18 protein-coding genes are annotated in these 19,003 nt (G+C 63.1%); 12 read left to right on the forward strand and 6 right to left on the reverse strand.

Annotated features, from left to right (window positions below):
• Positions 1 to 23: 23 nt before the first annotated feature.
• Positions 24 to 1,343, reverse strand: coding sequence for an O-acetylhomoserine aminocarboxypropyltransferase/cysteine synthase family protein (locus A3AS_RS0108510; protein WP_026201801.1), 1,320 nt, complete (start codon positions 1,341 to 1,343; stop codon positions 24 to 26).
• A 482-nt stretch (positions 1,344 to 1,825) separates the two neighbouring features.
• Here A3AS_RS0108510 and A3AS_RS0108515 point away from each other — a divergent pair, with 482 nt between their 5' ends.
• Both A3AS_RS0108515 and A3AS_RS0108520 read left to right on the forward strand, forming a co-directional pair.
• Positions 1,826 to 2,791 carry an aliphatic sulfonate ABC transporter substrate-binding protein gene (locus A3AS_RS0108515; RefSeq protein ID WP_157644235.1) on the forward strand — a complete coding sequence of 322 codons (966 nt, stop codon included), beginning with the start codon at positions 1,826 to 1,828 and terminating at the stop codon, positions 2,789 to 2,791.
• A gap of 44 nt (positions 2,792 to 2,835) precedes the next feature.
• Complete coding sequence (locus A3AS_RS0108520) at positions 2,836 to 4,176, forward strand: LLM class flavin-dependent oxidoreductase (protein WP_018317176.1); 1,341 nt, start codon at positions 2,836 to 2,838, stop codon at positions 4,174 to 4,176.
• A 15-nt stretch (positions 4,177 to 4,191) separates the two neighbouring features.
• Here A3AS_RS0108520 and A3AS_RS0108525 read toward each other — a convergent pair whose 3' ends face one another.
• Positions 4,192 to 5,277 (reverse strand): LLM class flavin-dependent oxidoreductase, encoded by a 1,086-nt coding sequence (locus A3AS_RS0108525; RefSeq protein ID WP_026201802.1) that lies wholly within the window; start codon positions 5,275 to 5,277, stop codon positions 4,192 to 4,194.
• Positions 5,278 to 5,543: 266 nt separating this feature from the next.
• On the opposite strand from A3AS_RS0108525, the gene A3AS_RS0108530 reads away from it, so the two are divergent.
• The 6 genes from A3AS_RS0108530 to epsC are packed head-to-tail and all read left to right on the forward strand — an operon-like array spanning position 5,544 to position 11,010.
• Positions 5,544 to 6,416, forward strand: coding sequence for an ABC transporter permease subunit (locus A3AS_RS0108530; RefSeq protein WP_018317178.1), 873 nt, complete (start codon positions 5,544 to 5,546; stop codon positions 6,414 to 6,416).
• Complete coding sequence (locus tag A3AS_RS0108535) at positions 6,413 to 7,141, forward strand: ABC transporter ATP-binding protein (RefSeq protein ID WP_018317179.1); 729 nt, start codon at positions 6,413 to 6,415, stop codon at positions 7,139 to 7,141. Before A3AS_RS0108530 ends, A3AS_RS0108535 begins: the two co-directional genes overlap by 4 nt.
• Before the next feature lie 17 nt (positions 7,142 to 7,158).
• Positions 7,159 to 8,163: an NrtA/SsuA/CpmA family ABC transporter substrate-binding protein gene (locus tag A3AS_RS0108540; protein WP_018317180.1), complete on the forward strand. Its 1,005-nt coding sequence runs from the start codon at positions 7,159 to 7,161 to the stop codon at positions 8,161 to 8,163.
• A gap of 22 nt (positions 8,164 to 8,185) precedes the next feature.
• A complete protein-coding gene (locus A3AS_RS0108545; protein ID WP_026201805.1) occupies positions 8,186 to 9,418 on the forward strand; it encodes an acyl-CoA dehydrogenase family protein in 1,233 nt (410 codons plus the stop codon).
• A gap of 46 nt (positions 9,419 to 9,464) precedes the next feature.
• Positions 9,465 to 10,037 (forward strand): flavin reductase family protein, encoded by a 573-nt coding sequence (locus tag A3AS_RS0108550; RefSeq protein WP_018317182.1) that lies wholly within the window; start codon positions 9,465 to 9,467, stop codon positions 10,035 to 10,037.
• Between the two features lie 46 nt (positions 10,038 to 10,083).
• A complete protein-coding gene (gene epsC, locus A3AS_RS0108555) occupies positions 10,084 to 11,010 on the forward strand; it encodes a serine O-acetyltransferase EpsC (protein WP_018317183.1) in 927 nt (308 codons plus the stop codon).
• A 59-nt stretch (positions 11,011 to 11,069) separates the two neighbouring features.
• Here the strand turns inward: epsC and A3AS_RS0108560 are convergent, their stop codons facing one another.
• Genes A3AS_RS0108560 through A3AS_RS0108575 form a run of 4 tightly spaced genes read right to left on the reverse strand, consistent with a single transcriptional unit; the run spans position 11,070 to position 14,789 of the window.
• On the reverse strand, positions 11,070 to 11,933 hold the full coding sequence (locus tag A3AS_RS0108560) for an ABC transporter permease (RefSeq protein ID WP_018317184.1): 864 nt from the start codon (positions 11,931 to 11,933) through the stop codon (positions 11,070 to 11,072).
• Entirely contained in the window at positions 11,926 to 12,786 is an 861-nt protein-coding gene (locus A3AS_RS0108565; protein ID WP_018317185.1) for an ABC transporter ATP-binding protein, read from the reverse strand. The genes A3AS_RS0108560 and A3AS_RS0108565 overlap by 8 nt, the downstream gene beginning before the upstream one ends.
• A complete protein-coding gene (locus tag A3AS_RS0108570; RefSeq protein WP_245283169.1) occupies positions 12,783 to 13,841 on the reverse strand; it encodes an ABC transporter substrate-binding protein in 1,059 nt (352 codons plus the stop codon). Before A3AS_RS0108570 ends, A3AS_RS0108565 begins: the two co-directional genes overlap by 4 nt.
• 21 nt (positions 13,842 to 13,862) lie before the next feature.
• Positions 13,863 to 14,789: a TauD/TfdA family dioxygenase gene (locus A3AS_RS0108575; RefSeq protein ID WP_018317187.1), complete on the reverse strand. Its 927-nt coding sequence runs from the start codon at positions 14,787 to 14,789 to the stop codon at positions 13,863 to 13,865.
• 505 nt (positions 14,790 to 15,294) lie between these two features.
• Between A3AS_RS0108575 and A3AS_RS0108580 the strand changes: the two genes are divergently transcribed.
• The 4 genes from A3AS_RS0108580 (at position 15,295) to A3AS_RS0108595 (ending at position 18,489) form a co-directional block, all read left to right on the forward strand.
• The gene (locus A3AS_RS0108580; RefSeq protein ID WP_018317188.1) at positions 15,295 to 16,638 is read left to right on the forward strand and encodes an LLM class flavin-dependent oxidoreductase; all 1,344 of its coding nucleotides are present in this window, start codon (positions 15,295 to 15,297) and stop codon (positions 16,636 to 16,638) included.
• A gap of 39 nt (positions 16,639 to 16,677) precedes the next feature.
• On the forward strand, positions 16,678 to 17,493 hold the full coding sequence (locus A3AS_RS0108585) for a MetQ/NlpA family ABC transporter substrate-binding protein (protein ID WP_018317189.1): 816 nt from the start codon (positions 16,678 to 16,680) through the stop codon (positions 17,491 to 17,493).
• Positions 17,494 to 17,759: 266 nt separating this feature from the next.
• Entirely contained in the window at positions 17,760 to 17,924 is a 165-nt protein-coding gene (locus A3AS_RS0108590) for a hypothetical protein (RefSeq protein ID WP_157644236.1), read from the forward strand.
• 55 nt (positions 17,925 to 17,979) lie between these two features.
• Positions 17,980 to 18,489: an Lrp/AsnC family transcriptional regulator gene (locus A3AS_RS0108595; RefSeq protein WP_018317191.1), complete on the forward strand. Its 510-nt coding sequence runs from the start codon at positions 17,980 to 17,982 to the stop codon at positions 18,487 to 18,489.
• Positions 18,490 to 19,003 lie beyond the last annotated feature (514 nt).

The raw sequence follows: 19,003 nt of genomic DNA on the forward strand, positions 1-19,003 counted from the left end.
GACGCTGTTCTGCCGAATGCATCTCAGGCCGCCTTGCGCGCGCCCGCATCGGCCTGGGCCAGCGCCTGACCGAGATCCGCCAGGATGTCGTCGGGATGCTCGATCCCGACCGAAAGGCGGACGTAGCCGGGCGTAACGCCGGCGGCGAGCTGCTCGGCCGGGGTGAGCTGCTGGTGCGTCGTCGATGCCGGATGAATCGCCAGCGAGCGGGCGTCACCGATATTGGCGACGTGATAGAACAGCTTGAGCGCGTCGATGAAGCGACGGCCAGCTTCGACGCCGCCTTTCAGCTCGAAGCCGACGAGGGCGCCGTAGCTACCCTTCAGATAGGCATCCGCCCGGCGCTTGTTCTCTCCGCTCTGCAGACCAGGGAAGATCACGTTCGACACCGAGGCGTGCTTGGCGAGGAAATTTGCGACCTTCACCGCATTCTCGTTGTGCTGGCGGATCCGCAGCGGCAAGGTCTCGAGGCCCTGGATGAACTGGAAGGCATTTTGTGGTGCGATCGACGCGCCAAGATCACGCAACAGCTTGACACGGGCCCGCAGGATATAGGCGATCGGACCAAGCGGCTTGGCCGCCTCGGTCCAGATCGCGCCATGATAGGCCTCGTCAGGCTCGTTCAGCAGAGGGAAGCGCTCCGCATGCGCAGCCCAGTCGAAGTTGCCGCCGTCGACGATGGCGCCGCCGATCGCGGTGCCGTGGCCACCGATATATTTGGTTGTGGAATAGACCACCACCGCTGCGCCGTGCTCGAACGGACGCGCGATCAGTGGCGAGGCCGTGTTGTCGAGAATGAGCGGCACGCCCAGCGAGCGGCCGATCTCCGCGACCTCCTTGATCGGGAACACATTCAGCTTGGGATTCGGAAGCGTCTCGCCGAAATAGGCCCGCGTCTTTGCGTCGGTCGCGCGGCGGAAGTTTTCGGGATCTGTGGGATCGACGAACCGCACCTCGATGCCGAACTGTTTCAGGGTCTGCGAGAACAGCGTCCAGGTTCCGCCGTAGAGATCGGTCGACGACACGATGTTGTCGCCGGCTTGCGCGACGTTGAAGATTGCGAAGGCGGAGGCAGTTTGGCCCGAGGCAACGGCAAGGGCGGCCACCCCGCCCTCTAATGCCGCAAGCCGCGTTTCGAACGCCTCCTGCGTCGGATTGCCGATGCGGGTATAGATCGGGCCCAGTTGCTCGAGCGCGAACAGGCGCGAGGCATGATCGGCGTTCTCGAACTGGAATGACGTCGTTTGATAGATCGGAACTGCTACCGCACCAGTCGGGGGATCGGTGCGGTACGATCCGCCATGCAACGCGAGTGTTTCGAAGTTCCGCGTCTCCAAGGCCATCTGCAATTCCCCTGTCGTCTCGAGAGCGCGCGTCATGCGCGGCAAGCCATGCTTGTCGACGAAAATGATGCGGTCGGATTCTGCCTCTGTCGAGCGGTTCAGGAAAATAGCGATGCGCGTGCTGCTGCGTCGTCGTCGCGCAACGCGTTTGTTTCCGCGCCTTCACTGAATTGGAAACAAACTCGCTCGTGCAAAATACTATTGACGGTCGCGCGCAGCGGATCTGCCGCGCAATAGACAATCGTGCCCGGTTATGACGAGACCGCGCGCGAGCTGCGCTTCAACACCTTCAACGCGACCCGGCCGAGCCGTAATCGCGCTGGAGAAACTCCGTCTCAGATCGAAGCCGACTGGAGAATGTTCGTGCCGCGCGGAGCGATACCTTGAAATTGCAAGGCGGCGTCGATTGCAGGCACATTGCAGGCTTGCTGCCTTGCCCATATGAGCTGCTCAAAGCGGCTGAGCCCTAAGGATGGCCCTTCATGCCTCGCCCCATGTCCCGCCTGCGGGCCCTCGCCACGGCCGCACTCGGCCTCTTCGCCATGGCGTCGATTCAGCCTGCGATGTCCGAGGAGATCCGCATCGGCTATCAAAAATCCTCGACGCTGACGGCGATCCTGAAGACGAACGGCGAGTTGGAGAAGGCGCTGGCGCCGCTCGGCGTCACCATCTCCTGGCACGAATTCACCAGCGGCTTGCCGCTGCTGGAAGCCATCAACATCGGCAGCATCGATTTCGGCGCTGATGTCGCAGACACGGTGCCGATCTTCGCGCAGGCCGCCGGTGCCAAGCTCGCTTATATCGCCGAGGAAGCCGCCTCGCCGGCGGCGCAGGCGATCGTCTTGCCGCAGTCGTCAGCCATCAAGACTATCGCGGACCTCAAGGGCAAGAAGATCGCCGTGACCAAGGGCGCCGGTAGCCACTATCTGCTGCTCGCAGCACTGGCGAAATCGGGGCTCAGCTTCAAGGACATCGCGCCTGCCTATCTCACGCCGGCGGACGGCCGCGCGGCCTTCGTCAGCAACAATGTCGATGCCTGGGTTGCCTGGGATCCGTTCATGACCAGCGCCCTGCATCAGACCAAGGGCCGGATCCTGTCCGACGGCAGCAACGGCCTTGCGAGCTACAAGCGCTATTACCTGGCTTCGGCCGCCTATGCGGATAAGCACGCCGAGGTGCTGAATGTGATCTTCACGAAGCTTGCCGCAACCGGAAAATGGGTCAAAGCCCAGCCGAAGGACGCCGCCACGTTGCTGGCCGGGCTCTGGGGTATCGACGCGGCGATTGTCGAGGAGGCCAACAGCCACCGCTCCTATCAGGTGGGCGCAGTGACCGGACCCGGCCTGTCGGAGCAGCAGCGCATTGCCGATGCATTCCACGCCGAGGGTCTGATCCCGGTGAAGCTCGACACCACGACCATCAAGATCTGGTCCCCGAAGGGGTCGTGATCATCGCTACACGCGGCTCAGGCCGCTGACCTTCGGAATCCCGAATGCCGCCACGCCAACTGCACCTGAACGTCAATCTGCTTCACTCCGGCGTCTATCCGTCGGCCTGGCGCCTCCCGGACAGTGATCCGCGCGCATTCTTCGATCTCGGGCATTACGTCCGGGTCGCGCAGATTGCCGAGCGCGGCAAGCTCGACGCGATCTTTCTGGCGGATTCCCCAGCCGTGAACGATCGCATCGACTACCGGTCGTTCACCTCGCTGGAACCGACCATCATCCTTGCGACGGTGGCGGCCGCAACAACGCATGTCGGCCTAATCGGGACGGTGTCGACGACCTATAACGAGCCCTACAATATTGCGCGGCGCTTCGTGACGCTCGATCATGCCAGCGGCGGCCGCTCGGGATGGAACGCGGTCACGACCGCAGATGCTGCTTCAAGCCGCAACTTCGGCCTCACCGGTGCCTTGGAGCACAAGGCCCGCTATGAGCGGGCCAAGGAATTCACGGAGGTCGTCCACGCTCTGTTCGACAGTTGGGAGGACGACGCTTTCGTCGGCAACAAGGCGAGCGCGCGATTTGTCGATACGTCGAAGGTGCACCCGATCGCGCATCGCGGCCCGCATTATTCGGTGGCCGGACCGCTGAACGTCCCGCGCTCCCCGCAGGGGCGACCTGTTACGGTGCAGGCCGGCGGCTCCAATGACGGCCGCGACTTCGCCGCCGCCTATGCGGAAGCCGTGTTCACACTGGCGCAGTCGATCGACGAAGGCGTTGCCTATGCGCGCGACCTGCGCACGCGCGCCGAAGCCTACGGGCGTTCCGGCGATTCGATCGTCACCCTGCCCGGGCTTGCCACGGTCATCGGCAGCACCGAGGCCGAGGCGAAGCGGCGGCAGGACGAGCTCTGGGAACTGGTCCCGATCGAATACAGCCTGGCGCGTCTCGCCGGTACGCTTCAGATCGACCCTGCCCTGCTCGAGCTCGACAAGCCGCTGCCCGATCCGTTACCGCTTCCGGCGAACGCCAACCACACCATGTTCCAGGGCACCGTGAACATCGCCCGTCGCGGCAACCTCACCGTCCGCCAACTAATCCGCGCGCTTGGTGGCGGCGTTGGCCATCGCATCATCGTCGGGACGCCGGAGCAGATCGCGGACGATATCGAGGCCTGGTTCAAGGCCGGTGCCGCGGACGGCTTCAACCTTATGCCGGACGTTCTGCCCACGGGCCTGGAGACCTTCGTCGATACCGTCGTGCCGATCCTTCAGAAGCGCGGTCTGTTCCGAACCGAGTACACGGGCACGACATTGCGCGACCATTTTGGTTTGGCACGGCCGACGAGCCGCTATGCAAAGCGGCCGCCCGCCGTCGCCTCGGCCTGATCGCAACAAGCTACCCTATCGACTGGCCAGCTTCGCAGCAGGCCCAGGTGATTGCCGCGCTCGGACACGGGGAATGATCTCGTCTGCAAAACGCCGCATCTCTGCCTCGAACGGCTGGAATTGCAGCATGAAGAGTTCGATACCGGCGGCATGGAACGCCTCGATGCGCGCTGCGACCTCATCGTAACTGCCGACCAGCCCCGCGGCCGTTCCGCCATTGCTGCCGACCCGCGGCGTCTTCTGCATGGTCTGCATCATCACGACCTTCGGATCCGTGTTCTGCTTCTGGATCGCCTTCATCGGCGCATCCTTTGCAGCGAGGCTCAATAGCCGCTCATAGGCGACCTGCGCCTGCTCCCGGGTCTCGCGTGCCACGACAAAGGCGGACAGACCGAAGCGCAATGGCGGCGCTGAACCACGCGGCCGCACCGCGACGTCGGCTATCAGGCCGGCGACATCGTCTAGCGGCTGGCCGTTGATGAACCAGACGTCGCCATGGCAAGCGACCAGATCGCGCGCGGGCTCGGACTCTCCGCCGACATAGACGGCCGGGCGCTTGCGGTACAGGCTGGTCGGCCGCAGCGCATAGTCCGTGACCTTGAAGTGATCGCCGCTGAAGTTGAGACGCTCGCCTTCCATCAGGCGGGACACGACGGAGATCCATTCCTTGCCATAGGCATAACGCGCATCGTGCTCGGGAAAGCCGATTCCGGCCTTCTCTAGCTCTGGACGATTCCAGGCATTGACCAAATTGATCGCAAAGCGGCCACGGCTGATGTTCTCGATGCCGAGCGCCAGCTTGGCGAGCACCACGGGGTGATAGAGATACGGCTTGATCGCAGCGATGATCTCGATGCGCTTGGTCAGCGCCGCAATCGCTGCAGCAGCGCTCCAAGCTTCGAGCTGATCGAGATCCTCCTGATGCGGATTGATGGTGTGCTGCGCGATCAGGGTCGAGTCGTAGCCGAGCTCCTCGGCTGCCAGAATGAGATCACGATTGCGTTCCCAGGAGGCATCATAGGGCTCCTCCGGGTCCTGATGCGCGGCACGCGGCCCATGCACCAGCGCCCAGATGCCGAAGCGAAGAGGTGCAGCCGTCATCATGTTCTCCCGTAACTCTCTCGACGTTCGCCGTTCTCGCCAATCGTTGGCGCAAGTTCAAGCAGACGCGCATCAAAAGATTATCTTTGTCGCGCATCCGCGCTGCGGCGACAGCAGATCACTCCGGAGCAAGCGACAATTGAAATACCGCTCTATTTCTGTCGACCCGATTTCGTGGGACATTTTGTGGAGATGGCAGGTGATTGCCGTCACGCTTCCTGCTTCAAATGCAGTGCGTGAAAACGAGGTCTCGCGTCTTGAGCAATATGGAACTGAGCGGCATCGATCGTGCCGCGATCGGTGCTAACAGTGCGCCGTCGGCGCAAAGCGGCAACAGCGCACTTGCTCCGACCCCTGCAAACAGAAAGCTAGGCGCGCGCGGCCTTCAGCTTCTGTCATGGCTGGCGCCGGTCGTGCTTGTCGCCATCTGGGAATGGCTTGCGCAGGCGGGATGGCTCTCGCCACATGTCCTCCCCGCACCCAGCAAGGTGATCCGGACCGCCTTTAAGCTTGCAACCACGGGCACCCTGCTCAACGATCTCGGCGTGAGCTTGCTGCGGGCGGCGGCGGGATTCGTGATCGGCGCGGCCGTTGGTGGCGGCCTGGGCATTCTCGTCGGCTTCTCCCGCATCGCCGAAGCTCTGATCGACCGCAGCGTGCAGATGATCCGGGCCATCCCGTTCCTCGCAGCGCTGCCCTTAGTCATCGTCTGGCTTGGCGTCGGCGAAACGCAGAAGATCTTCCTGGTCGCCCTCGGCGTCACCTTCCCGATCTACATCAACACAGTCCTCGGTATTCGCCAGGTCGATCCAAAGCTGCTCGAGCTCGGCCGCGTCCAGGGACTGAGCTCCATTCAGCTGATCCGCAGGATCATCCTTCCAGGCGCCTTGCCGTCGATCCTGACCGGGGTCCGCTATGCGCTGGCGACGGCTTGGCTTGCGCTGGTCGTGGCTGAAACCATCGGCGCGCAGTCCGGCATCGGCTTTCTTGCCATGGACGCGCGTGAATTCCTGCGCACCGACGTGATCGTGCTGACGATCGTGATCTACGCGCTCATCGGCGTCGCAGCCGACGGCATTGCCCGATTCCTCGAACGGCGCCTGCTCGCCTGGCACCCGAACTACGGGGCAGCACGATGAACGCTCACGTCGCTTCGCTGCCGGCCGCTTCATTCGAAACCGGACCGGCCGTCACCGTCAGCAATCTCGTGCGCAGCTACGGCAGTCGCGTGGTCATCGAAAGGCTGAACCTGCGCATCGAGCGGGGCGAGTTCGTTGCCCTGCTCGGCGAAAGCGGCTGCGGCAAGACGACATTGCTGCGGGCGCTCGCCGGCCTGGACTCGATCCAGGGTGGGCGCATCGTCGCGCCGCGCCGGCCGGCGGTGGTATTCCAGGAGCACCGGCTCCTGCCCTGGGACAGCCTCTGGCGCAACGTGTCGCTTGGTTTGCAGGTGCCGGACGCACGCGAGCGCGCCGCCGAAGCGTTGACCGAGGTGGGCCTCGGCGACCGTCTCGACGATTGGCCGCGCAATCTCTCCGGCGGACAGGCCCAGCGCGTCGCGCTTGCCCGCGCGCTGGTGCAGCAGCCTGAGCTTATGCTCCTCGATGAGCCGTTTGCCGCATTGGACGCGCTCACCCGCATCCGCATGCATGAGCTCGTTCGCGTGCTCGTCGCCAATCATCAGCCGGGCGTTCTGCTCGTCACGCACGACGTCGACGAAGCGATTGCTCTGGCGGATCGCATCCTCGTGATGCGGAACGGCGCCATCGCCTACGAGCACCGCGTCGCACGAAACGGCTCGACACCCATCTCGCGTAGCGAGCTCCTTGCCGAGCTCGGCGTGAATTTGCATTCCACCCACTAATTCAACAGAAGGCCATTATGTCCGACTCTCCAATCGCAAAGCCGTCCCGCCGCAGCTTTCTCAGCACCGCGGCTTTCGGCGTGGGCGCCTTCGCCGGCCTGAACATCGGCGATTTCGCCGAGGCCGCAACTGGCCGCACGACAGACACCGTGCGACTGACTTGGGGCATGAGCGGCCTCAACCTGATCGCCAAGGAACGCGGCGAGTTCGAGAAGGTGCTGGCCAAGGACGGCATCAAGGTGGAATGGCTCGGGCCCTTCCCCAACCACGCCCCGACATTGCAGGCAGTCACCGGCGGCAGCGCCGATTTCAGCTTTGGTGGCAGCACGACGCCGGCGCTGGCCGCGATCATCGCGGGTTCGCCGCTGGTTTTCACCCAGTTCGTCGTCTACGAGCCCCGCACTACCGCGATCATCGCCAAGGACGGCTCCGGCATCGACAAGGTCGAGGACCTCGTCGGCAAATCGGTCGCGGTCAACCGCTCGGGTCTCGGCGAATTCCTGCTGGTCGCGGCGCTCGAGAAGCACAAGGTGGACCGGTCCAAGGTCAAGTTCGTCTATCTCAATCCGCCCGATGCCGCACCGGCCCTGGCCTCCGGCAAGGTCGACGCCTGGTCGATGTGGAGCCCCGGCGTCGACATCGCCAGGCTCGAATACAAGGCGCATAACATCTTCCTTGAAGGCCGCGATCTCGACTTCCAGATCGACTACACCTCGTACCTGACTACCCGCAAATTCGCCACGGACAATCCCGCGCTGGTAAGTGCCGTGAACGATGCGTTCCGCGCCGAAGGCAAGTGGATCTCGGAGAACGGCAAGGACGCCGAGTACATCGCCCAGAAAGCCGGCAAGTACAGCGACGAGGTCCGCGACCAGTTCATCGCATTGAAGCGCAAGTATCGCTACTTCGCCGTCAATGACGAGCGCTTCATCAGCGAGCTGCAAAAGGCTGCCGACTGGCTCGTCGCCCGCAAGGTATTGCCCGAGCCGGTCAAGGTCACCGACCATCTCGCCCAGCTCTAGGAACGTGACCAACAGGCCGATCATGAACAAGACCGTATCTGCCCCCTCGCTCGGCACATCGGAGCCGCTCAAGACCACCTCGCCGGAGCTGGAGGCGCTGCTTAACCAGATCGCAGAAGGCGCGAGTGCGCGGGAACGCGACCGCGTGCTGCCCTTCGAGGTCATTGATCTCATCCGCCGCGCGCGTCTCGGCGCGCTGCGGCTTCCCGTGGACGCTGGCGGCGCGGGTAGCACGATCCGCGATCTCTTCGCCTTCGTGATCCGGCTCGGCGAGGCCGACGCCAATGTCGCGCATATCCTACGTAACCATTTCAGCGTGGTGGAACGGCTGGTGCGCACGCCCAAGGACGAGCAAAGCCGCGCGTGGCAGAAGGCGGTCGCCGAAGGCGCAATCATCGGGCTCGCCACCACCGAGCTCGAAAGCCCGCGCGTCGGCAATGTCACACCGGGCACGACCTTCACGCCCGATGGAAACGGCGATTACTTCCTGAACGGCACCAAATATTACAGCACCGGCACGCTGTATTCAGACTACGTCCTCGTCCGCGCCGCCGATCCTGACGGCGCCAGCGGTGCGGCCATCGTTCCGATCAAGCGCGACGGCATCGAGCTGGTCGACGACTGGGATGGGCTCGGACAGCGGCTCACCGCAACCGGCACGACGCATTTCCGCAACGTCAGCGTCAAACGACAGGAGCTCGTCTTCGACACCCCTGACATCGGCTACGGCGTACCCTACTCCAACACATTCGCCCAATTGTTCCTGACCGCGATCGTTGCCGGTATCGCGCGCGCGACCCTGCGTGACGCCACCGCGCTCGTCCATTCGCGCAAGCGCACCTTCTATTACGCACCCGCCGAAGTTCCGACCGATGATCCCCTGCTTCAGCAGACCGTCGGCCAGATCGCCAGCGGGGCGTTTGCGGCCGAAACGGTCGTGCTGGCGGCCGCCGAGGCGCTCGACGTCGCGACCGATGCCTTCGACGCGGGCGCATCGAACGCCGCGGAGGCCGCCCACACCGCCGCGCTACTCTCGGCCAAGGCCAAGATCATCGCCGACGATTTCGCCATTCGCGGCGGCAGCCTGCTATTCGACGTCGGCGGCGCATCCGCGAGCAAGAAGGTCACCAATTTCGACCGGCACTGGCGCAATGCGCGTACGCTGTCCTCGCACAATCCGACCACCTACAAGGCGCGCTCGATCGGCCAGTACGAAATCAGCGGCACGCCACTGCCGGCAAAGGGCTTCTTCTAGGCAAGAGGGCGCCGGATTCGACGGTCCGATGCAAGGAGAGACAGACATGGGAAAGTCGGACATCCATCTCGTCACTGACAGCAATGAGATCGAGCACCAGTTCCGCGCCGTGATGCGGCGCCTGGCCGGCGGCGTCAGCATCATCACGGCCGGCCGCGGCGAGGACATCACGGGGATGACGGTCACGTCGCTGACCTCGCTCAGCGCGAGCCCACCGCGCGTGCTGGTCAGCGTCAACCGGCAGGCGTCGTCGTTTGCCCCGATCGAGCGTCACAGGGTGTTCGGGGTCAACATTCTCGGATCCGACCAGCAGGAGCTCGCGAGCCGATTCAGCGATGGCAGGCTGAAGGGGCCCCAGCGCTATGAAGGCGTAGCCTGGACGGCCGGGGTATCCGGCGTTCCCCTGCTTGGCAATTCACTGGCGACGGTCGAATGCCGGGTGGAGGAGATCATCGAGCGGTATTCGCATGGGATCATCGTCGGCAGCATCTTGAGCTTCGAGCTGTCGCCCCAGTTGTCGGGACTGGTATACTGGAACGGTCAATACATCGAGATAAAGCACGATTTCGACCTGGATTTACTCGCCGAGATCAGCATCCCCCTGGCGCATGTCAGGTAGGAGCGCTCCTGCAGCTTCTCGATCTCCGGCATAAAACGAGGGCAGCATGAAACGCGAAATCCCGACATCGGACCTGGAGCCGACTGCCAGGCGGTGGCAGCTCGACCGGATCGTGGCCGAGCTACGCGTCTCCCGGGAGGAGACGCACAGCATTCGCAGGGACGGCGAAGCACGCCAGGCCCCATCGCGCGAAGCGCTGGAGGCGGTGCTCGATGGCCTCACGGCAGCACTGTTTCCACGGCATTACGGTCGCTCCGAGCTCGACGGCGAGAATATCGACTATTTCGTCGGAAACACCCTCAGCGTCGCCCTGGACTCGTTGTGCGACCAGATCCATCGCGGTGCCCTCTTCATCGGCGACGAGCTCACCGCCGGCTTCCGCCGCGAGGACGCCGTCGAACTGACCCGGACATTCGGCTCGCGACTGCCGATGGTGCGCGGGCTCCTCATCAATGACCTCAGGGCCGCCTTCGTCGGTGACCCGGCCGCACGAAATTTTCCCGAGATCCTGATCGGCTATCCCGGGATGACCGCAATCATTCATCACCGCCTCGCCCATATCCTGCACGGGCTGGGCGCCCGGCTCATCGCTCGCCTGATCGCCGAAATCGCGCATACCCGCACCGGGATCGACATTCACCCCGGCGCGAGCATCGGCTCCGGCTTCTTCATCGACCACGGCACCGGCGTGGTGATCGGCGAGACCGCCATCATCGGCGACAACGTCCGCGTCTATCAGGCCGTCACGCTGGGCGCCCGTCACTTTCCGACCGACGACGATGGCAGTCTGATCAAGGGCGACGCCCGCCATCCGATCGTGGAAGACGACGTCGTCATCTATGCCGGCGCGACGATTTTGGGCCGGATCACCATCGGTCGCGGATCGACGATCGGCGGCAATGTTTGGCTGACCCACAGTGTCCCGCCGAACAGCATCGTGACCCAGGCCACGGTCCGCAACAAGCAAGGCTAGAGCTTCTTGCTTCTACGCGTTTTCTTGACGCGAACCGGTCTCCACTTCGCTCGAAAACGCTAAGCCGGCGCCTTCCAGCGCATCAGGCGGCGCTCCAGAGCCTCAAGGATTGCGTTGAAGGTGAGGCCGATCACGGTGATGCCGAGGATGCCGAAATACATCTGGGGGATCAGGAAGCTGTACTGGCTGTTGATGATGAGATAGCCGAGCCCGGACTTAGCCCCGACCATCTCGGATGCGACCAGCACCAGCATGGCGGAGGCGCTTGCCAAGCGTATGCCGACGAAGATCGTCGGCAACGACGCCGGCAGGATCACTTTCCGGAACAGCTGGCTGGGCGTCGCGCCCATCGTCCGTGCCGACTTGACCAGAAGCGGATCGACCTGGCGGACCGCAGAGATCGTGTTCAGTAGCAGCGGCCAGGCGCAGCTGTAGACCACCATGGTGACTTTCGAGAGCTCGCCGATCCCAAGCAGCAGGATGAAGACCGGCAGCAACGCCAGCGGCGCCGTGTTGCGCGCGATCTCGATGATCTGGTTCAGGAGGTCCCCAAGCCGGGCGTACCATCCCGTCAAGACACCCAACGGCACAAACAGGGCAATCGCGATCAGGAAGCCGCTCAAGGCTCGAAGCAGACTTGCGCCGACGTCGTCGTAGAGCTCTCCCGACTGCGCAAGCTGCCAGCCCGCGGCGATCACCTCGGAGAACGGCGGCAGGAAGGTCACATCGATCAGACCGAGGCGCGGCGCCGTTTCCCAGACGGTCAGGAACAGCAGCAGCAGCAGGGATCGTTGCCCGATGATGCCGAACCAGCGCACCACGTTGCCCGTCGCCGCGGCAGCCACGCCGGCGCGTTGCCTGGCTCGGTCTTTCGGGCTCCCCTCGGCCAGCTCCAGCAGCGTCAGGACCTCCAGATTAGACATGAGCCAGCTCCTTCGCCTTTGCCACGCGCTCGCCACCCGATGCAGCGGCCTGGAGGTCTTGCGCCTTCAAGACCTCGTCGCGCAGCAAGGACCACACTTCGTGCCTGACATGCCCGAACTGGGGTAGCGAGCGCACGTCCTCGGTCTCGCGGTGCAGCTCATCGGGGACATCGATGATTTGTTTGATACAGCCGGGACGCGAGGTCATCACCGCCACGCGCTGACCAAGGACCACGGCTTCGTCGATGCCGTGGGTGATGAACAGGATGGTCTTCTTTGTGCTGCGCCAGATCCGCAACAGCTCGCCTTGCAGCGTCTCGCGCGTTTGCGCATCGAGCGCCGCAAACGGCTCGTCCATCAGCAGCACCTCCGGATCGTAGGCAAGGCTGCGCGCGATCGCGACGCGCTGCTTCATGCCGCCGGACAGCTCGTGCGGATAGCGGTCGGCAAAGCCCGACAGACCAACCAGATCGAGGTAATGCAGCGCCCTCTCCCGCCGCTCCCGGGCTTTCAGGCCGGCAATGTCGAGCCCGAACTCAACATTCTGCGCGGCCGTACGCCAGGGGAACAGCGCATATTGCTGGAATACGATGCCGCGGTCGCGCGCCGGGCCCTCGATGACCTTGCCATCGAGCAGGATGCGACCGCTGCTCGGCGTCGTCAGGCCGCCGAGCAGGTCCAGCAGGGTCGACTTGCCGCAGCCGCTCGGCCCAACCAGCGCAAGGAATTCGCCGGCGCGCACATCCAGTGTGATGTCGTCGAGCGCCGTGAAGCGCTGCGTCGGCCCGCCATCCTTGCCGCGGACCAGGAATTCCTTGCGCACATGCTCGAAGCGGATCTTGGCCGTCGTCATTTGGCCTCCGCGGTCTTGCCCGGACGGAAATAGTTGAACGCGTTGGTGTAGAGATCCGACGGTTTGAGCTGGTCCTGCTTCAGCAGCCCGTCCCTGACCAGCCAGTCGATCCACACCTGGAGCTCGGCATCGCCGATCACGCCGCCTTTGGTCGCGACACCGGTGCTTTTCCAGTATTTGATCGGGGTGGCGTCCTCGTTGCGCTTGCGATCGACGACGATGCGCTCGAAGCGGGCGCGGACCTCCTCCGGCGGCGTTGTCTGAGCCCAGTCGATGGCACGAGACACGCCCTCGATCAGCTTACGGGACGTGTTCGGATTGTCCTTGATGAACTTGTCCCGCAGCACATAGGCCCCGCCGGTGAAGTTCCCGAAGACGTCCGTATCGGCAAAGAGCCGCCGAATGCCCCCGCGCTCGAGTGCCTTGTCACGCAGGACGCCGCCGAGCGTGCTAAGCTCGACCTGTCCCTGGCGCAGCACCTGCTCCCCCGTCACCGGCGGTATCGCGACCAGCGTCACCTGTTTCGCATCCGCCGGCGTCAGGCCATTGCGGGCCAGATATTCGCGCAGCACGAATTCATGGTGCGCTCCCAGCGTATTGACCGCGACCTTCTTGCCGATCAGGTCGCGCGCAGTCTTGATCGGACTATCCTCCTTCACGTAGTAGCCGCTGTAGGTGTTCTCGTCCGAGCCGTAATAGCCGACCACCGCCTTGATCGGCGCCTTGGCGGCGATCAGCTTGATGATCGCGCCATAGAACGCGCCACCGATGTCGATATCGCCGGTGACGACGGTCTGGATGTCCTGCGGACCGCTGATGGTGTTGCCGATCCATTTGAGCTTGAGGGGAGCGAGATAGCCGAGATCGTCGGCCAGCTCGATGAAGGTGACCTGCCCGGCCCAGCCCTGGTAACGGATCTCGGTCTTCTCGAGCTGCGGCTCGGCCAGAGCGCTGCCGACCAGGCCAGTCATACCGAGAGCGACGAGGCTAAGTTGTCGGCCTCTTGCACCGAGCCCGGCAACCAGTCGACGCAGAGCGGAGATAGCGATTCTCATTGTGTTTTCTCCTTGCCCGCCTCAGGCGGCCTTCGCCTGCGGCTTCGCCACCTTGACCCGAGTGACGCTGCTCCGGCCGTCGATGCTGACAGGCACCTCGCCATCAATGGTCGCGCGGCGCACGACGCGATGCTGATCGCCGTAGTCATTGACGGCGTAATGCTGGGTCGCGCGGTTGTCCCAGATCACCACGTCTCCTTGCCGCCAATTCCAGCGCACGGTGTTCTCCGGCGCGGTGATGTGCGACTGGAACAGGTCGAACAACTTTTGGCCGTCATATTTCGACAGGCCAACGAAGCGCTGGACGAAGTTGCCCAGCACCAGCGTGCGTTCGCCGGTCTCGGGGTGGACGCGAACGACGGGATGCTCGGTCTCATAGACCGTCGCCGTGAAGACCTCCTCGAATTGCTTCCGGTCGGCTTCGCTCGCACGGGTCTTGACTGCGTAGTCATAGGCATTGCTGTGCACCGCCCAGAGCTCGTCGGCGAGCTTGCGCAGCGGCGCCGGCAGGTCGAGATAGGCCGCGGCCGTATTCGACCAGATCGTGTCGCCGCCGAACTCCGGGATCACGACACCGCGCAAGACCGAGATCTTGGGATAGGCGTCGACGAACGTGACGTCGGTGTGCCACTGGTCCGCACGTCCGCCGCCTCGCCCGGAGTCGAGCTCGAGGATCGACGCTGTTCCCTTGGTGGCGCCGACCGTTGGATGCGGCACGAGCTTGCCGAGCCGATGGGCAAAACGCTCCTGCTCGGCATCGTCGAGATGATTCTGGTCACGGAAGAAGATGACTTTGCGCTCGAGCAGCACCTGGTTGATCGCCGCAATCGTCCGATCCGGCAGATCGCCGGATAGCTTGATGTTCCTGATTTCGGCGCCGATGCGGGCCGATCGCTTGACGATATCAGCGCGCGGAATGACGTTGTCGATGGTGATTCCGTCAGTCATGTCATCTTCCCCGAGACCGCGATCCGTTTGGACAAAGCTCCGCCGTTCGCCGACCGCTCATGCGACAGCGGAGTGAATGCAGGTGGTGATGGTAGTCGACCCTCTTGCGGATCGCTGTCTGCTCAGGCAGCGATCGCGTCTGGCAGGACCATTTTCGTGGTGGCTGCATCGGCGCAGCCACGTGCTCAGTCAGAGGATGCTAACTCACGTCTTTCGGAATTGGCTTCCAAAGTTTGAACTGGGCGGGGAATAGTTGCATTCGCGGAATCGGCGACGACGAAATGCAGGACCGATCCCGCTCGGTTGCGCTCTATCGTCGTCATCGCGACGTTCGTTAGGACATCCATAAGCGAACAGACCATCGATCGCACCGCGCACGATCTCTATTTACAGGCTTTCTCGCAAGTTCATGCTCGCGCACATCTCAACAACGCAAATCCATTCCATCGACAATCGAGCGAGGCTCGACATAGATTTTGAGCGAGCCGATCACGGAGCATTTCGCATGAGCAATCGACGGCAACTCGCTCTCAATCTCTTCATCTATCCTGACGGCCATCACGAGGCAGCCTGGCGCTATAAGGGCTCGGCGACAGAACGCGTCCTCGATATTCGTTATTATCAGGAACTCGCGCAGCGCGCCGAAGCCCACAAGTTCGACGCGGTGTTCTTCGCCGACGGACCGGCGCTCGCCGACAATGTCCGCTACGCCCAGCGCTTCCGCTTCGATCCCATCACGCTACTGACGACGATCGCCAGCGCGACCAGCCGGATCGGCCTGATCGGCACAGCCTCCACGACCTACACCGAGCCCTATAATCTGGCCCGCCAGTTCGCCTCGCTCGACCATTTCAGCAGCGGCCGCGCCGGCTGGAACATCGTCACGACGAGCAGCCCGCAGGCGGCGCAGAATTTTGGATTGCCCGAGCACCCACCGCACCACGAGCGCTACGAGCGGGCGCGCGAATATCTCGACGTCGTCACCCGGCTTTGGGACAGCTGGGAGGACGACGCTGTGGTCAACGATCCCTCCACCGGAGTCTTTGCCGAGACTGCCAAGATCCACGCCATCAAGCATATCGGCAAACATTTCCGCGTGCGCGGACCGCTCAACATCCCGCGGTCGCCGCAGGGCCGCCCGGTCTATGTGCAGGCAGGTTCCTCGGATGACGGCCGCGCCTTCGCCGCGCAATTCGCTGAAGCCATCTTCACCGCGCATCAGACGCTCGCGAGCGCCCAGGAATTCTACGCCGATATCAAGAAGCAGGCGCGCCTGTTCGATCGCAGCCCGCATCAGATCAAGATCCTGCCCGGGATCAGCCCCTTCATCGGCAGCACGCAAGCCGAGGCCGACCGCCTTCAGGAAGAGTTCAATGAGCTGATCCAGCCGGAATATTCCCTGACGCAGCTACGCCAGATGATCGGGGTCGATCTTACCGGGTACGATCTCGACGGTCCGGTGCCACGCCATCTGATCGACACCGCCAGTGCGCGCGGCGTCGCCAGCCGTTTCAAGCTGGTGGTCGACATCGTCGATCGCGAGAAGCCGACGATCCGTCAGCTCGTCCAGCGCCTCGCCGGCGCGCGCGGCCACTGGGTCATTACGGGTACGCCGGAAAAGATCGCCGACAACATCCAGGCCTGGTTCGAGGGCGGCGCGGCCGACGGCTTCAACGTGATGCCGCCCTGGCTGCCCGGCGGCTTCGATGTCTTTGCCGAGCAGGTCGTCCCGCTTCTGCGCAAGCGTGGCTTGTTCCGCGAGGACTACACCGGCGCGACGCTGCGCGAGCATTACGGCCTCGCGCGCCCCGCCAGCATTTATTCGAACGAGGTCAAGGCAATCGCCTGACACCGTTCTCCCCTCCAAACTGGAAAACCGTAAAAAGACATGAAGATCGCGTTGTTTATGCTCTCCGGCCTTTTGGCTCTCTCCCCGCTCGCCGCCGAAAACTCCATGGCGGAGCAACCCGCTAAGCCCGAGCTGCGGGTCGGTTTCGTGCCGGGGCCGTACATCGATGAGTTCAAGATCGGCGTCGAGCCCGAGCTGAAGCAGAAGGGCTACAAGATCCGCTACGTCGAATTCTCGACCGGCCTTGAAGCCAACAACGCGGTGTTCAAGTCCGAGATCGATGCCAATGTGATGCAGCACACGGTTTTCCTCGAGTCCTACAACGAGCGCCAGAAGACCGATCTCGTCGGCATCGTCCACGTCCCCACACCGCCGATGGGACTCTATTCGAAGAAGCACCCGCTGGGCACGCCGATCAAGCCGGGCTCCAGCGTCGCGGTGCCGAACGATCCCGTCAACCTCCAGCGTGCGCTGTGGGTGCTGCGCGATCTCGGCCTGATCGAGATTCGCGACAGCAAGCCGGTCGACGTCACCGAGCTCGATGTCATCAAGAATCCGGGCGGCATCAAGCTCGTTCCACTCGAAGCCGCGCAGGCGCCGCGCGCACTCGACGACGTCGACTTCGCCGCCATCCAGGGCAATTTCGCAATCTTCAGCGGGCTGAAACTGACCAATGCCTTTGCGCTGGAGAAGATGACGACGCCCTATATCAACGTGCTCGCGGTGAAGAAAGCCAACGCCAATGCCGAATGGACCCAGGACATCGTCGCAAGCTACAAGTCACCGGCGTTCAAGACGGCGATCAAGGCCGATCATTTCTATGACGGGTTCACGTTGCCCGACTACATGAATTGAGGGGCACGTCGGTTCCATGCAGCACTTGCGGCACGTCGACGTGCTCGCGCTACTCACAAACGACTGATCCAACGCTCCCGCGCCCGATGTACCGCATGAAAATCGTTCCTTGCGAAACGCCGCTATGGAATTTTCTGCTTGGACAGGTGACAGCTTCAGTGCGATCCAACCAAACTGATCGTCGCCAAAGCCAGGCGATGTTCAACGTCTTGTCGCCCGTGATAGCATTGCCGGGTTCTCGCCCTACAATGTTGTCCGGAGTGAACATGAGCTACATCGTCTCGCTGCACCTAAGCATCGCCAGCTGGCTCGAACAGGCACGCGGATGGTTCCAGCGCCTGCTGCAGCCGCAGGCGGGTGGCCCGAACGATGACCAGCGCGGCCATCAGGACGACCTTTACGAGATCTTCCTGTTCGGGCCTCACGGCTGAGAACTTTGCGCGAGCGCCGGCCCCGAGCTTCCACTGACACAAAGGTAATCAGACAATGACCGACGCTGCGTTGCAGCTCGCCGAGACTGGCCGCCGCCTTGATGCCATCGACCGCAAGATCCTGACGGTGCTTCAGGAGGACGCCTCACTCTCGGTAGCCGAAATTGGCGACCGGGTCGGCCTGTCCTCCACGCCCTGCTGGAAGCGCATCCAGCGGCTGGAGGCCGACGGCGTGATCCTGAAACGCGTTGCGCTGGTCGACCAGAACAGGATCGGGCTTGGCCTTTCGGTGTTCGTCTCGGTGGAAAGCTCCGATCACTCCGATGCCTGGCTAAAGCGCTTCGCCGCGGCGGTCAGCGCCATGCCAGAGGTGATGGAATTTTACCGGATGGCGGGTGACGTCGACTACATGCTGCGCGTCGTCATTCCGGACATGCCGAGCTATGACGTGTTCTACAAGAAGCTGATCCACGCCGTCCCTCTCAAGAACGTCACCTCGCGTTTTGCGATGGAGAAGATCAAGTCGATCACGGCGCTCCCGGTGCCGCCGGCGGTGGCGGACTAGAGCGATAGTGGGAAGCGACTCGATCCCAAGCTTATGGATGGGCGACTACAGCACGGTGCCATCGCGCGCACATGCGTAATGCCTAACGGTTGTCCGATTTGTTCGCCGCAGTACCCGATCTTCTCGATCTCTGAGAGCGCCGTAGAGACGGGTGTTTTCCAGTGAAATTGCCGCTTGCGTCGCGAGAACTCGATGAGCCTTGCGCGCTCAGATGTAAAGACGCCCGACGCCAGCGTTTTTTCCAAGTAGTGCAATCCGTCGATTGCGTCCCCTGCCGAACCAGCGACGGCAAAGGATTGATCGCGGTTGGCGAAGATCCAGATACGGATCTTCCGAGAAAAGATGTGGCCTGGACGCGTCGTCAAGGATCACGACCTCGTGCGTCCCCCATGGCTACCCAGCAGCCATACCTGCGCTCCAGATTCCTTTCTCAAGGAAGCCCACTATCTTATTGCCTCGGAGCTATCATGGTTCAGGCGAAGACGTGGGCGGCAAGGACGAAATGACTCGGATC

Origin of the sequence: Bradyrhizobium sp. WSM2793 (genome assembly GCF_000379585.1) — a bacterium.
In the GTDB taxonomy this organism is placed as follows: domain Bacteria; phylum Pseudomonadota; class Alphaproteobacteria; order Rhizobiales; family Xanthobacteraceae; genus Bradyrhizobium.

Bases quoted from the DNA above. Each gene is read 5' to 3' on its own strand.
- A3AS_RS0108575 (WP_018317187.1), bottom strand. From the start codon at position 14,789: ATGACTGACGGAATCACCATCGACAACGTCATTCCGCGCGCTGATATC.
- A3AS_RS0108520 (WP_018317176.1), top strand. From the start codon at position 2,836: ATGCCGCCACGCCAACTGCACCTGAACGTCAATCTGCTTCACTCCGGC.
- A3AS_RS0108585 (WP_018317189.1), top strand. From the start codon at position 16,678: ATGAAGATCGCGTTGTTTATGCTCTCCGGCCTTTTGGCTCTCTCCCCG.
- epsC (WP_018317183.1), top strand. From the start codon at position 10,084: ATGAAACGCGAAATCCCGACATCGGACCTGGAGCCGACTGCCAGGCGG.
- A3AS_RS0108550 (WP_018317182.1), top strand. From the start codon at position 9,465: ATGGGAAAGTCGGACATCCATCTCGTCACTGACAGCAATGAGATCGAG.
- A3AS_RS0108580 (WP_018317188.1), top strand. From the start codon at position 15,295: ATGAGCAATCGACGGCAACTCGCTCTCAATCTCTTCATCTATCCTGAC.
- A3AS_RS0108540 (WP_018317180.1), top strand. From the start codon at position 7,159: ATGTCCGACTCTCCAATCGCAAAGCCGTCCCGCCGCAGCTTTCTCAGC.
- A3AS_RS0108560 (WP_018317184.1), bottom strand. From the start codon at position 11,933: ATGTCTAATCTGGAGGTCCTGACGCTGCTGGAGCTGGCCGAGGGGAGC.
- A3AS_RS0108545 (WP_026201805.1), top strand. From the start codon at position 8,186: ATGAACAAGACCGTATCTGCCCCCTCGCTCGGCACATCGGAGCCGCTC.
- A3AS_RS0108510 (WP_026201801.1), bottom strand. From the start codon at position 1,343: ATGGCCTTGGAGACGCGGAACTTCGAAACACTCGCGTTGCATGGCGGA.
- A3AS_RS0108590 (WP_157644236.1), top strand. From the start codon at position 17,760: ATGAGCTACATCGTCTCGCTGCACCTAAGCATCGCCAGCTGGCTCGAA.
- A3AS_RS0108535 (WP_018317179.1), top strand. From the start codon at position 6,413: ATGAACGCTCACGTCGCTTCGCTGCCGGCCGCTTCATTCGAAACCGGA.
- A3AS_RS0108515 (WP_157644235.1), top strand. From the start codon at position 1,826: ATGCCTCGCCCCATGTCCCGCCTGCGGGCCCTCGCCACGGCCGCACTC.
- A3AS_RS0108530 (WP_018317178.1), top strand. From the start codon at position 5,544: ATGGAACTGAGCGGCATCGATCGTGCCGCGATCGGTGCTAACAGTGCG.
- A3AS_RS0108570 (WP_245283169.1), bottom strand. From the start codon at position 13,841: ATGAGAATCGCTATCTCCGCTCTGCGTCGACTGGTTGCCGGGCTCGGT.
- A3AS_RS0108565 (WP_018317185.1), bottom strand. From the start codon at position 12,786: ATGACGACGGCCAAGATCCGCTTCGAGCATGTGCGCAAGGAATTCCTG.
- A3AS_RS0108525 (WP_026201802.1), bottom strand. From the start codon at position 5,277: ATGACGGCTGCACCTCTTCGCTTCGGCATCTGGGCGCTGGTGCATGGG.
- A3AS_RS0108595 (WP_018317191.1), top strand. From the start codon at position 17,980: ATGACCGACGCTGCGTTGCAGCTCGCCGAGACTGGCCGCCGCCTTGAT.